Genomic DNA, 13,004 nt, shown 5'->3' with positions numbered 1-13,004 from the left:
TTTTTACCGCTGGAGAAGTTTTTTATGTCCCTGCTGCCCTGGCGCGACATCGATACCGTTCTGCTGGATATGGACGGCACGCTGCTGGACCTGCACTACGACAACCATTTCTGGCTGGAACACCTGCCAAAGCGTTATGCCGAGTTGCACGGGGTGAGCCTGGCCATGGCGGAGCTGGAATTGCAGCCACTGTTCGAGCGCCATGCCGGTCAGTTGCAGTGGTATTGCCTGGACTTCTGGAGCGCCGAACTGAAGTTGTCGGTGCGCGAACTGAAACTGGAAACCGCGCACCTGATCGCCTTGCGTCCGGATGCGGACACTTTTCTGGCCGCGATCAAACAGGCCGGCAAGCGCGTGGTACTGATCACCAACGCCCACCGCGACTCGTTGTCATTGAAACTGGAAAGAATTGAACTGGCGCCGTATTTCGAGCGCTTGATCAGCTCTCACGATTACGGTTTCGCCAAAGAAGACCCGCAGTTCTGGGATGCCTTGCAGGCCGATATCGGCTTCGACCCGGCACGCTGCCTGTTCATCGACGACACCCTGCCGATCCTGCGCAGCGCACGCAATTTCGGGGTGGCGCACCTGCTGGCCGTGAGCGAGCCGGACAGCCGCAAAGGGCCGAAGGACACGGCAGAGTTTGCGGCGGTGGGGGATTATCGGGAGCTCATCGCAGGGCTTTAGAGTCTGACGCGGTCGTTGTGGCGAGGGAGCTTGCTCCCGCTGGAGTGCGAAGCGCTCCCAATCTGGCTGAGTTCCTTCAGAAAGGTGCATTGGCCAGATTGCGACTGCTGCGCAGCCGAGCGGGAGCAAGCTCCCTCGCCACAGGTTCTGTGTTATTCAGGAATCCGCAACACCTGCCCCGGATAGATCTTGTCCGGGTGCGAAAGCATTGGTTTGTTGGCTTCAAAGATTTTGTTGTACTTGTTCGCGTCGCCGTATGCCGCCTTGGAAATCGCGCTGAGGGTGTCGCCCTTTTTAACGGTGACGAACTGCGCTGCCTTGGCAACCGGCCCCGTTACGGTGATCTGGTCATCGACACTACCGACACCGGCAATATTGCCCACGGCCAACAGAATTTTCTCCTTCTCTTCCTGGCTTGCCACTTCACCGGTGACGGTGACTTTGTCGCCATCGATGGTCGCCTGAACATTCGGGTTACCCAAGCCGACCTTGCTGATGTGTGCCTTCAGCTGCTCGCTGGCGTTGGCATTGCCGGGTGTCAGCAGATCAATAAGTTTTTCACCTGCTTCTTTCACAAAGCTAAAAATACTCATGGTGCACGCTCCTTGGGATTTGGGTTCCAGACGCCCAAGACTAGACCAGTCGTTTGAAGACCGGCTCCCAGCCGACCAATGACCCAACCCCGCGCAGGCGGTAGAATCGCAAACCTTGCCGGCGCCCTGGAGCGAAGATGGACATCAAGCAGCTGAAATTCCTCATCGCTCTCGACGAAACCCGACACTTCGGCCAGGCCGCCGCGCGCTGTCACATCACTCAGCCGACCTTGTCCATGCGCCTGCGCAGCCTTGAGGAAGAACTCGAGCTGCCGCTGGTCAATCGCGGCCAACGCTTCGAAGGTTTCACGGCACCGGGTGAGCGCGTGCTGGCATGGGCGCGTACGGTGCTGGCGGCCTACGACGGTTTGCAGGCCGAAGCGGCGGCCTGTCGCGGCAACCTCGTGGGTACGTTGCGTCTGGGGGTGGTGCCGCTGTCGAGTTTCGACCCGGTGCCGCTGATGCAACGCCTGCATGCCGCACACCCGAACCTGCGGTTCGAACTCTCGGCCCTGAGTTCCGAACAGATCCTTGAACAACTGGCGAATAACCGTCTCGACCTCGGCGTATCGTACCTGGAGCATCTGGACGGCGAGCGCTTCGACTCCCTGGCGTTCAGCGAAACCCGCATGGGCCTGCTCTACGATCAACGCTTCTTCAGTTTCGGCGAGGCGCCGCTGAGCTGGGAGTCGCTGATCGAACTGCCCATGGGCATGCTCACCAGCGGCATGCACTTTCGCCAGTCCATCGACCATAACTTCCACAGCCGTGGCCTGACCCCACAACCGTTGCTGCAAACCGATGCAGTCCACCAATTGTTACAAGCGGTACACGGTGGCCTGTGCTGCGCAGTGATGCCGCTGAACAGCGGCCTCGAAAACCTCACCGATCACTTGCGCCTGCAACCCATCGAAAGCGCCCAGACCCTCGCCCGGCTGGGACTGATCATGCGTCGCAGCGCTCCGCGTTCGGCCTTGGCAGAAGCCTGTTTTGCGATCTATCAGAAATCACTGACAGACACTTGATCGACGCCATCTATCGGTAGATCAGTAATAGCGATTAGACGCGACATGTTGACGCGCCTAGGCTTAAAGCTGACCAAACCGTCGGTGATGCCTAATGAACGCCAAGCGCCCCGGCTGCGCGGCGCCCGCTCTCGAAACGCCCGCGCCCGCCGCAAGCCAGACATACAGTTACTGCAACCTCGAATACTCCGAATCATCCAGCACCGCGCTGGCTGAGGAAGTCGCGTTGGCGATCGCCTACAACGGCATCAGCCAGGCCGTCATGTTGGTGACGCCGACGGACCTTGAAGACTTCATCGTCGGCTTCAGCCTCGGCAGCGGCATCATCGACGACGCTTCAGACATCTATGACCTGCAACTCAGCGGCTCGGGTTCGGCGCAATACGCGCAAGTGACCATCGCCAACCGCGCCTTCTGGAACCTCAAGCAGCAGCGCCGGCAACTGGCCGGCACCAGCGGTTGCGGGCTCTGTGGCGTGGAAGCGGTGGAGCAAGCGCTGCCTGATCTCAAGGTGTTGCCCGGCGCCCCGCTGCCCCCGGCCGAATGGCTGGACGGTCTGCGCCATCGCATCGGCGAATTCCAGCCTCTGGGCCAGCATTGCGGCGCGGTGCATGCGGCGGTGTTCATGAATGGCAAAGGCGAATTGCTGCTGGGCCGTGAAGACATCGGCCGACACAACGCCCTCGACAAGCTGATTGGCGGGTTGATCCGCCAGAAAATCCCGACCACCGATGGTCTGGCGATTGTCACCAGCCGTTGCAGCCTCGAATTGATCCAGAAAGTTTTACGCGCCGGCATCCAGACCCTGGTCAGCCTGTCATCGCCCACGGGCCTGGCCGTGCAATGGGCCCGTCGACACAACCTCAATCTCATCCACCTACCTCAGAAAAGTGCACCAAGGGTCTACAGCCCTGCGTTGGAGAATCAAGCGTGAGTCAACACCAACAAGCCGACCAGAAACCTGTTCCACGTTACAAGCCCTATAAGGGTGCGGCCGGTGGCTGGGGCGCGCTGGCCAGCGTCGCCCGGGCCTGGCTGACCAGCGACAACGCGTTGAAAAATCTGCGCATGATGCTCAAGACCAACAAGAACGGCGGGTTCGATTGCCCCGGTTGCGCCTGGGGCGATTCCCAGGAAGGCGGCATGGTGATGTTCTGCGAGAACGGCGCCAAAGCAGTGAACTGGGAAGCGACCAAACGGCGTGTCGATGGCGCGTTTTTCGCCAAGCACAGCGTTAGCTCGTTGCTGGAACAAAGTGATTATTGGCTCGAGTACCAGGGCCGTCTGACCGAGCCGCTGAGCTACGACGCCGAAACCGATCGTTACAAACCGATCAGCTGGGAAGCCGCATTCGCCCTGATCGGCAAACACCTGCAAGGGCTGTCGAGCCCGAATCAGGCCGAGTTCTACACCTCGGGCCGTGCCAGCAACGAAGCGGCGTTCCTCTATCAATTGTTCGTGCGTGCCTATGGCACCAACAATTTCCCCGACTGCTCGAACATGTGCCACGAAGCCAGCGGTGTGGCATTGGCCCAAAGCGTCGGAGTCGGCAAAGGCACCGTGACCTTCGACGATTTCGAACATGCAGATGCAATTTTTGTCTGGGGCCAAAACCCTGGTACCAACCACCCGCGGATGCTCGAGCCACTGCGCGAAGCGGTGAAACGCGGTGCGCAGGTGGTGTGCATCAACCCGCTGAAAGAGCGCGGCCTGGAACGCTTCCAGCACCCGCAACACCCGATCGAAATGCTCACCAACGGCGACAAACCGACCAACACCGCGTACTTCCGTCCGGCATTGGGCGGCGACATGGCGATCATGCGCGGCATGGCCAAGTTCCTGCTGCAATGGGAGCGCGATGCGCAGAAGGCGGGTGAGCCTGCGGTGTTCGACCACGACTTCCTCAATGAACACAGCGTCAATGTTCTGGAATACCTCGGCATCGTCGACGACACCCCGTGGGAGCAGATCGTCGAGCAATCCGGCCTGCCCCTGGTGGAAATCGAGCAAGCGGCGCGCATGTACGCCAAAGGCAAGAACGTGATCATGTGCTGGGCGATGGGCATCACCCAGCATCGCCATTCGGTGGCGACCATCCAGGAAATCGCCAACCTGATGCTGCTGCGCGGCAACATCGGCCGGCCGGGGGCCGGTCTGTGCCCGGTGCGCGGCCACAGTAACGTGCAGGGCGACCGGACAATGGGCATCAACGAACGTCCGCCGGCGGCGCTCCTCGACTCTCTGGAGCGGCGCTTCCAGTTCAAGGTCCCGCGCGAAAACGGCCACAACGTGGTCGAGGCGATTCACGCCATGGCCGAAGGCCGTTCGAAAGTTTTCATCGGCCTGGGCGGCAACTTCGCCCAAGCCACCCCGGACAGCCCACGGACCTTCCAGGCCCTGAGCAACTGCGACCTGACCGTGCAGATCAGCACCAAGCTCAACCGCAGCCATTTGATCCACGGTAAAGACGCGCTGATCCTGCCGTGCCTGGGCCGCACCGATATCGATATCCAGACCGAAGGCGCCCAAGCGGTGACCGTGGAAGACTCCTTCAGCATGGTCCACGCCTCCAACGGTCAGTTGCAACCGTTGTCGAACCTGATGCGCTCGGAGCCTGCAATCATCGCTGGTATCGCCGCCGCGACCCTGGGCAGCAAACCGGTGGACTGGAACTGGCTGGTGGCTGATTACAGCCGCATCCGCGACCTGATCGCCGACACCATCCCGGGCTTTCGGGACTTCAACGAGAAAGTCCAGAACCCCGGCGGTTTCTACCTGGGCAGCAGTGCCGGCGCACGTCGCTGGAATACCCCATCAGGTCGGGCCAATTTCCGTCCGAACATCCTGCCCAAACACCTGGTGCACGAACGCACCCGCGCCACCGGCGTACTGCCGGACCTGATCATGCAGTCGATGCGCTCCCACGATCAGTACAACACCACCATTTATGGTCTTGATGATCGTTATCGCGGGGTGAAAGGTCAGCGGGATGTGTTGTTCGTCAATGAAGCCGACCTCATTCGCCTGGGCTTCAAACCGGGGCAAAAGGCTGACATCGTATCGATCTGGGATGATGGCCGTGAGCGGCGGGTCAAGGGTTTTACCCTGCTGGCGTTTGATATTCCTGCCGGGCAAGCGGCTGCGTACTATCCGGAAGTGAACCCGCTGGTGCCGTTGGAAAGCACTGGGGATGGCAGCCATACGCCGACGTCGAAGTTTGTGGCGATCCGGCTGGAGGCGGCGAGTGAAACCGGGTTGATCATGGCCAAGTCAGCTTGACGCAGCGATGGCGGTAGCCCACTCAACAAATTTTTCCGATCCGTACTTTCCAATCGCCCACAAAAAAGGCCGTTTTCATATGAAAACGGCCTTTGAGAAGTAGCTAAAGACCGGCGAAAAACACTTAAGTTCCGCCCAAAAAACAGCAACTTATAGAAATGTGCTCAAGTCGTGTTATTCGTCGGATTTCTATTGTCACAACCATGACACAGCCTCAGGATCGCGCCGTCATCCCCTTGAGGTTCCTCTATGAAGTTCTCCTCGATTCTCTTGTTGTCCCTTGGCCTGGTCAGTGGCTTCGCGTCTGCTGGCGGCACCACCGAAGCAGGTGTGGGCGGCGCATTGGGCGGGGTTCTTGGCTCGGTCGTCGGTCAATCACTAGGCGGCAGTACAGGTTCAACCATTGGCGCGGCCCTGGGCGGCGCGGGTGGTAGCGCAGTTGGCGCAGACAGACGCAGCCGTGGCGAAGCCGCCATTGGCGGTGCGTTGGGCGCAGCTGGCGGTAACGTGGTCGGCCGCAGCATGGGCGGCACCACCGGTAGCCTGATCGGCTCCGCAGCAGGCGGCGGCCTCGGTGGCGCGCTGGGTAACCATATGGGCAACAGCAGCAATGACGACGATGATCGTCGTTCCTATCGTCGTGGTTATGACGATGATGATCGTCGCTACTACCGTGGTCACCCGGGTCGCGGCCATGCGTATGGGCATCGCAAGCATCACCATCGCTATCACGATGACGACTGAGGCTTGAATCGCCTCGTCGACCGTTAGATCGAAAAATCGCAGCCCTCGGGCTGCGATTTTTTTTGCCCTCAGATCGCCAGTCGCTCCAACGCCCCGCGCAACCCGGCAGGAATCGCCACCGGCTGATTCGACAGCCGATCGACGAATACATGCACGAAGCGCCCTGCCGCGCAGGCCTCATCTTCTCCAGCCTTGAACACCGCCAGCTCGTACTGCACCGAACTGCTGCCCAACTTGCCGACCCGCAGGCCAATCTCGATCCGATCCGGGAAGGCGATAGACGCGAAGTAATCGCAGGCCGAACTCACCACAAAACCCACCACCTCACCGTCATGGATATCCAGGCCGCCGACTTCGATCAGGTAGGTGTTCACCGCCGTATCGAAAAAACTGTAGTAGGTGACGTTATTGACATGACCGTAGGCGTCATTGTCATGCCAGCGGGTGGTGATGGGCTGGAAATGGGGGTAGTCGGTGCGATGGGGCATCGGGTTGGACATCAGCGTCGGTTCCTGGAGTTGGATGGCCAGTTTAAGGTGAAACTGCGAAGGCGCTGTCACAGGCACTACCTAAATCACATGTCGGTAAACCCTCTGCCCTGCGCCGCCAACTCCCCAATCAACCGTGCCGGGGCCCAGTGATCCCCCTGTTTGGTCTCAAGCTGCAACAACCGCAGATGAATATCGTCCAGCCCTTGCTGATCCGCCCAGGCCATCGGCCCGCCCTTGTCCGCCGGGAAACCATAACCGTTGAGGTACACCAGATCGATGTCGTGCGCCGACGCCGCAATGCCTTCCTGAAGGATCTTCGCCCCTTCATTGACCAGTGCCAGCAAGCTGCGCTCAAGAATCTCCTCTGGCCCTATCTCACGCCGCTGAAACCCCAACCCTTCGCTGATTTCCAGCACCAGCGCATCGACTTCCACATCATGCTCAGCCTGACGACTGCCCGGCTCGTAATGGTAATACCCGTCGCCGCTCTTCTGACCGAAACGCCCGAGCTCGCACAAACGATTGTCCACCTGAACCTCCGGCGCATCCTGGCCCTTGCCAGCCAATTCCCGCGCGCGCCACTCCAGGTCAATGCCGACCACGTCATACATGCGGAACGGCCCCATGGCGAAACCAAAACCTTGCAGCGCCGCATCCACCTGATAAGGCAACGCCCCCTCCAGCAGCATCTTGCGCGCTTCGAGCACGTACGGATGCAGCATGCGGTTGCCGATGAAACCGTGACAGTTGCCCGAGACCACGCTGACCTTGCCCATGCGCTGGCCCAGTGCCAGGGCTGCATCAAGCACCGCCGGAGCGGTCTGGGCGCCGCGTACGATCTCCAGCAATTTCATGATGTGCGCCGGGCTGAAGAAGTGCAGGCCCAGGACCTGCTGCGGGCGGCGAGTGGCGGCGGCGATGGCGTCGATATCCAGCGCCGAGGTATTGCTGGCCAGAATCGCTTCAGGTTTGAGCAGACCGTCGAGTTCGCGGAAGATCTTCTGCTTCAGCTCGAGGTTTTCGTAGACCGCTTCGATCACCAGATCAACATCGCGGATCGCTGCGTAATCGGCAGCCGCCGTCACCCGAGCAACGCACGCATCCGCCTCGGCCTGATCGATCCGCCCCTGACGCACGTTGTGGGCGTAAGTATCAGCCACGCTGGTCAGCGCCTGCTCAAGCATCTGTGGATTGTTATCGACCCACTGCACAGGCACCCCGGCGCTGGCCAGGCACATGACAATGCCACGGCCCATGGTGCCCGCGCCAATCACGGCGGCGCGCTGAATATCGAACGATGTCTGGCTCATGGTTGTTGTTCTCTTATTGGCGATCCAAAGACAGTCCTCACCATAGTCAGCCGATGTGTGTTTTTGAAGTTTATTCCTGTGATGGGCGACATTCAGCGGATGGATGCGCCCCAGACAATCCCTACAGATTAGAGGTTCGCTTCAGCCCACGTCCGGACCTCGCCATATGGATACTCCTCCAGCGCCGCAAACCCCGGAATCGACCGCGCCTTGAGCTTGGTAAACAACGGCACGCTGATCCCGCACAAAAACCGCGTCACGCGCTCCGCCGATGGAGCACTTCCCGTGTGCTGCTGGTGCCTGTGGATAAAATCACCGCACAGCGCCTCGAAATTTTTATCCACAAGCGCCGGCAATACCGGTGGTTCGGGTAACCGCGCTACGTGGCCGTGACACACCGAACAATGCCCGCATCGCTGTGGCGCGTTTTCATCGCCGAAGTACTCGGCCAGGCGATATCCCAGGCAGTGGTCGGTGGCGAACAGATCCAGCATGGCGTGAATCCGCGAAATCTCGGTGCGTTCGTGCTGGGTGAAGTAGGTGTGCAATTCGGCGCTCAAGGCCTGGGAATCGAAGTCGGCTTGCAGCAGGCTATAGACCTCCGTCATCTGCTTGCTTTCAAGCTCCACCCAGCCCTTTTCCTGGAAGTAATCCAGCGCCTTGACCACTCGACTGCGCTCGGCGGAATGCTGCTGATACAGTGCGTCGAAATTCACCGTGGCCCAGGTCCGTGCGCGACTGGAAGTCTGGATGATCGCCGAGACGAAGTCCCTGCGCTCACCCTCGAAACGGGCCAGCAACGCTTCCGGCTCCTGCAAATACTTGAAGCGGTATTCGGCGTAATAGGCATAGCGTGGAGCGATCAGCCCACGCAACTCCAGCTGTACCAGCAAGGTCTTGAGCGGCAACTGGCGGATGTTGCTCTGATCGGCCAAAGGCCCCAGCAGAAACTCCCACTGCCCCTCGGGCGCAGCGGCTTGCAACTCGTCGAGCACACAGCGAATGCCGTCCCGCTCCGGTGTGTCGCCGTAGACGAAATTCTCCAGCACGTTAAGGCTGTCGCGGTTGGCCAGCACCAGGCAATCGGACGGCTGCCCGTCACGCCCGGCACGGCCGATTTCCTGGCTGTAGTTTTCGATGGATTTGGGCAGGTCGAAATGCACCACGTTGCGGATATCACTTTTGTCGATGCCCATGCCGAAGGCGATGGTGGCGACGATGCAATTGGACTGCCCGCCCATGAACCGGCGCTGAATCGCTTCCCGTTGCTCGTGGGGCAAACCGGCGTGATAGGCCTCGGCCTGTATGCCGTTGCGCGCCAGATGTTCGGCGATGTGCTCAGCGGTTTTTTGCAGAGTGACGTAGACAATGCTGGGCTGGCCGGGACGCTGGCTCATCCACTCGACCAGGCGGCGGCGCTTGTCCTGGCCACGCACCGGTTCCACCAACAGATTGAGATTGGGCCGGTAGAAACCGGTGGTCACCACATCCTCAGGCGCAATGGCGAACCGGGCCTCCATGTCGGCGATCACCTTGGGTGTCGCGGTGGCCGTCAGCAGCAGCGCCTGAGGGATGTTGAACTGGCGCTGATAGTCCGGCAGCTTGAGGTAGTCGGGGCGGAAGTTGTGACCCCACTCGGAGATGCAGTGGGCCTCGTCCACCACCAACAGCGAGATCGGCACCTGCTGCAGAAAATGGCGGAAACGCTCGTTCTTCAGGCGCTCCACGGAAATCATCAGAATCTTCAATTCGCCGGACTTTGCCCGGGCCATCACATCGCTGGCGTCATCGCGACTCTGGGCCGAATCGATACTGCCTGCCGCAATGCCGTGGCGCTGCAAGAACGCCAACTGATCCTGCATCAACGCCAGCAGAGGCGAGACCACCAGCGTCAGGTGCGGCAGCAGGATGGCCGGTAACTGATAGCACAGGGATTTGCCCGATCCGGTAGGGAAAATCGCCGCCGCCGAGCGCCCGGCCAACACCGCGCTGACCGCCGCCTCCTGGCCGGGCCGAAACTGTGGATAACCGAAAACCTGTTCCAGGGTGTTGTGCATAAGCTGTCACTCCGTTGACCGCTGCGAAGCCCAAAGCCTAGCCGGCGAACGCAGCGAGTCGAGAAAAGGTCGGGGGCAAAAACGATACGGGATGATACAGCGTCGGCCCATCGATTCCTTCGCCACAGATTGAAACAAACGAGGCACTTTGCCCCCTGACATCAGCCCCCTGTCAGCCGGTAAGGTGCGCCCCGAGAAAAACCATTATCCGCGAAGTTTTCATCAAGGCAGGACGCCTGCACGCGGATCCTTAAAAAGGAACAATCATGCCTGACACTCTGTTTTTTCCAGTCGCCCTTATCTTTGCATCCCTGCTGCTGAGCGGGTGCATGAAGCTCCCTGACGACCCCCTCTACGCTGCGCCCACAACGCTGGACAGTGCCTCACAGACTTAGTCGTCGATCGACTGACCTCGGGTAGCTACGGCACCAATACCGCCACCCGCAACTGCTCATCCAGCGCCTGTTCATGAAATACCCGGCTCTTGCTCGCCCACGCCGCATAAGCCGGGCTTATTTCCCCCGTAAACGCCGCCGCCAGCTGACGCAAATCGGCGACCCTGCGCACACGAGGACAGAAGAGTTGGTCCTCGCAGTTCTGACTGGCACTGCGATAGGTTATCAGCAACCGATCCCACAACCCGTCACGCACTTGCCTGACCGACTTGAGCTTCACAGCCCGCACGCCCAGTCGCTGTTTCAGCCCCTGCTCATCCAGCGCTTCGCTGGCTAGCAATGCCTTGCCCACCATTAACACCTCGGCGCGAGATGCGGTGTCGATGTCCGCTTGGGTGGTCAGCGCACCCGGCCAACCGGTTCGCTCCATGTTGGCCAGCACGAGCGAATGACCGACGTCAGCAGCACCCGCTATCCGACAAACACCGGCCCACAACAATAAAATCGAGGCCACACGCAGCCATTGCATACCTAATTCCCTTTAAGAGTTGACTCAGACGCTTCGAAACGTCCTACACATTCTGGCGCGCACCCTCCAGAGGCTGGATGCGTTAAGCCTGACAATCCCGTAGGAATATCGACCACCAAGGGAAAAGCTTAAAAAATAGTCGAGGGATGCGTAGGCAAAGGGCGATAACACCGGTAAACCCCCTACAAAACCTGTCCACTTGCACCACCTTGCGACGCCTCGCTGTGGCCCTCTATAGTTTTCGACGCGGCTGAAAACACTGTGTCGGCCCGCCGGCGAGACTGCCCGACTTCCCACAGGACTGACTTCGATGAACACGCGCCACTCGTTAACAGACCGCTATCGCCCGCTCAAAACCAGCTACAGCAATACCCCCGTGTTGGTCATCGACACCGAGGCCGATCCCCACGAAATCCTCGATGCCGCCCGACAACGCATCGCGCCGCTGGCGACCTGCTCGAAACACTCTATTGCCTGTGCTTCAAACAGGCCGACGCGAAAGACATACCCAATATCGTCAACGCGTTGTACCTGCTGACCCAGGATGGCAACGAACTACTCGAAATCGCCCGGCAACGCCTGCCGAAAACCACAGCGGTTTGAGACCCTGACCACGATCCCCTGTAGGAGCGAGGCTTGCCCGCGAAGAACGATAACGCGGTGTGTCTGATGAAAAACACAGACAAAGCGGCCTGCGACGCATGGTTCAGAGCACAAGTACAAGCCAGCCTCGACGACCCTCGCCCCAGCATTCCAGATGGAGAAGCCAAACACCTGATGGCAATCAAACGAGACAAACTGCAAAAGAGATAAGTCCGTAGGCAACGCCCTATCAACGCTTCGTCCCGGTCCTACAACCGAAGACACCTTGTCGCCTATCGCTGCCCGGTGGCTCAAACCTATAGTCGTGACTGTCGCTGCCAAATCAGCGACTCGGGCTTGGTCACCCGAATGGCTCATATCTACGCGTCCGTTATATGCTGCCGGCACTTCAAGTGCCTGCACGCTATATGGTGGCTGTGTTTGGGACGCCCTCGGGCGTGCCGGGATGTGAGCCTCATCGGTTGACCAACCCGAACACAGTCCGCCTCCCATCGCTTGGTCACGGTGACGGCGGTTCTTCCCGATGCATTTGAGGCTAAAACCAATGAAGACATGGAATCCGCTCTCCAGCGATCGTTACCTTTCACTCCAATCCAACCTCACCGACACCCCGCCCCTGATCATCGACACAGAGGCCAACCCCCAAGACATCCTCGAAGCCGCCCTCCAGCGCATCCGAGCCTCCAGTGATCTCCTCAAAACCCTGCAATCCTTTACGTTTTAACCGCTGCCATCGGGCTTGCGCCCTTCCCCACGAATCCGACGCCCAATAAGATCCTCCAAAGCCCAACCGGATGCCCCGTAATGATCCTCGCCCCCAACTTCCCCGACGACCACGCCATGCACCTGCTCATGCAGTTGCTGCACGAAGAACTCGGCCTGCCCGAACGCAAAACCATCAGTCTCACCACCTCGATCAACTTTGACCTGGGTTGCGATGGCGCTGATGCGCGGCAGCTGATGGAAGCGCTGGAGGAACAGTTCGCCATCGATTTCGTCGACTACGACGCATATCGGTATTTTCAACCGGAAGGGTTTGATGTGTTTCTCAAGCGCCGAGCGAAGGGTCGTGGCGACAAAGTGCCGCTGACTATTGGGATGCTCTACAAAGCAGTCAAGAAACAACGGTGGGATACGCAGGAAGTGGAAGGGGTCGAGGGGATCTGATCAACAGAAGTGGAATTATTCTGGCTGTTTAGCGTGTTTACTGCGGGAATATTGCCAGTTTTGCCTCAAGGGAACTGAATCAGCGCTCACAAAAAAGCCGCCCCAAAGGGCGGCTTTCTCATTG

The 13,004-nt window shown here is 59.6% G+C and carries 13 protein-coding genes and 1 pseudogene; 9 read left to right on the top strand and 5 right to left on the bottom strand.

The window, feature by feature from the left end; all coding sequences use genetic code 11:
- Positions 1 to 24 precede the first annotated feature (24 nt).
- Complete coding sequence (yrfG, locus tag AC07VO_RS03650) at positions 25 to 687, top strand: GMP/IMP nucleotidase (RefSeq protein ID WP_007939517.1); 663 nt, start codon at positions 25 to 27, stop codon at positions 685 to 687.
- 152 nt (positions 688 to 839) lie between these two features.
- On the opposite strand, the gene lysM is transcribed toward yrfG, so the two are convergent.
- Entirely contained in the window at positions 840 to 1,280 is a 441-nt protein-coding gene (gene lysM / locus AC07VO_RS03645) for a peptidoglycan-binding protein LysM (RefSeq protein ID WP_018929300.1), read from the bottom strand.
- A 137-nt stretch (positions 1,281 to 1,417) separates the two neighbouring features.
- Here lysM and AC07VO_RS03640 point away from each other — a divergent pair, with 137 nt between their 5' ends.
- From AC07VO_RS03640 to AC07VO_RS03625, 4 genes are all read left to right on the top strand, one after another.
- A complete protein-coding gene (locus AC07VO_RS03640; protein WP_086944154.1) occupies positions 1,418 to 2,305 on the top strand; it encodes a LysR family transcriptional regulator in 888 nt (295 codons plus the stop codon).
- Positions 2,306 to 2,399: 94 nt separating this feature from the next.
- Complete coding sequence (gene fdhD, locus AC07VO_RS03635) at positions 2,400 to 3,239, top strand: formate dehydrogenase accessory sulfurtransferase FdhD (protein ID WP_086944155.1); 840 nt, start codon at positions 2,400 to 2,402, stop codon at positions 3,237 to 3,239.
- Positions 3,236 to 5,584, top strand: a complete 2,349-nt coding sequence (locus AC07VO_RS03630) for an FdhF/YdeP family oxidoreductase (RefSeq protein WP_064615847.1) — start codon at positions 3,236 to 3,238, stop codon at positions 5,582 to 5,584. The genes fdhD and AC07VO_RS03630 overlap by 4 nt, the downstream gene beginning before the upstream one ends.
- A 249-nt stretch (positions 5,585 to 5,833) precedes the next feature.
- A complete protein-coding gene (locus AC07VO_RS03625; protein ID WP_018929304.1) occupies positions 5,834 to 6,328 on the top strand; it encodes a glycine zipper domain-containing protein in 495 nt (164 codons plus the stop codon).
- Between the two features lie 68 nt (positions 6,329 to 6,396).
- Here AC07VO_RS03625 and AC07VO_RS03620 read toward each other — a convergent pair whose 3' ends face one another.
- The 4 genes from AC07VO_RS03620 to AC07VO_RS03605 all read right to left on the bottom strand — a co-directional run bounded on the left by AC07VO_RS03620 (position 6,397) and on the right by AC07VO_RS03605 (position 11,110).
- Positions 6,397 to 6,828: an acyl-CoA thioesterase gene (locus AC07VO_RS03620; RefSeq protein ID WP_018929305.1), complete on the bottom strand. Its 432-nt coding sequence runs from the start codon at positions 6,826 to 6,828 to the stop codon at positions 6,397 to 6,399.
- A gap of 74 nt (positions 6,829 to 6,902) precedes the next feature.
- Positions 6,903 to 8,129, bottom strand: coding sequence for a 3-hydroxyacyl-CoA dehydrogenase (locus tag AC07VO_RS03615; RefSeq protein ID WP_086944156.1), 1,227 nt, complete (start codon positions 8,127 to 8,129; stop codon positions 6,903 to 6,905).
- A 128-nt stretch (positions 8,130 to 8,257) separates the two neighbouring features.
- Positions 8,258 to 10,186, bottom strand: coding sequence for a RecQ family ATP-dependent DNA helicase (locus tag AC07VO_RS03610; protein ID WP_086944157.1), 1,929 nt, complete (start codon positions 10,184 to 10,186; stop codon positions 8,258 to 8,260).
- 420 nt (positions 10,187 to 10,606) lie between these two features.
- Positions 10,607 to 11,110, bottom strand: coding sequence for a polysaccharide deacetylase (locus AC07VO_RS03605; RefSeq protein WP_086944158.1), 504 nt, complete (start codon positions 11,108 to 11,110; stop codon positions 10,607 to 10,609).
- 310 nt (positions 11,111 to 11,420) lie between these two features.
- Between AC07VO_RS03605 and AC07VO_RS03600 the strand changes: the two are divergent.
- The 4 genes and pseudogenes from AC07VO_RS03600 to AC07VO_RS03585 all read left to right on the top strand — a co-directional run bounded on the left by AC07VO_RS03600 (position 11,421) and on the right by AC07VO_RS03585 (position 12,880).
- Positions 11,421 to 11,713: pseudogene (locus AC07VO_RS03600) on the top strand (hypothetical protein).
- Between the two features lie 66 nt (positions 11,714 to 11,779).
- Positions 11,780 to 11,923: an antitoxin PaaA2 family protein gene (locus tag AC07VO_RS03595; RefSeq protein WP_342745208.1), complete on the top strand. Its 144-nt coding sequence runs from the start codon at positions 11,780 to 11,782 to the stop codon at positions 11,921 to 11,923.
- Between the two features lie 334 nt (positions 11,924 to 12,257).
- Positions 12,258 to 12,437, top strand: a complete 180-nt coding sequence (locus tag AC07VO_RS03590; RefSeq protein ID WP_086944159.1) for a hypothetical protein — start codon at positions 12,258 to 12,260, stop codon at positions 12,435 to 12,437.
- A gap of 80 nt (positions 12,438 to 12,517) precedes the next feature.
- Positions 12,518 to 12,880, top strand: coding sequence for a DUF1493 family protein (locus AC07VO_RS03585; protein WP_086944160.1), 363 nt, complete (start codon positions 12,518 to 12,520; stop codon positions 12,878 to 12,880).
- The last annotated feature ends 124 nt before the right edge of the window (positions 12,881 to 13,004 follow it).

This window comes from Pseudomonas sp. GW821-FHT03E01 (genome assembly GCF_059420765.1).
The sequence above is the reverse complement of the archived record's forward strand: the minus strand, read 5'-3'. Positions and strand labels throughout refer to the sequence as shown.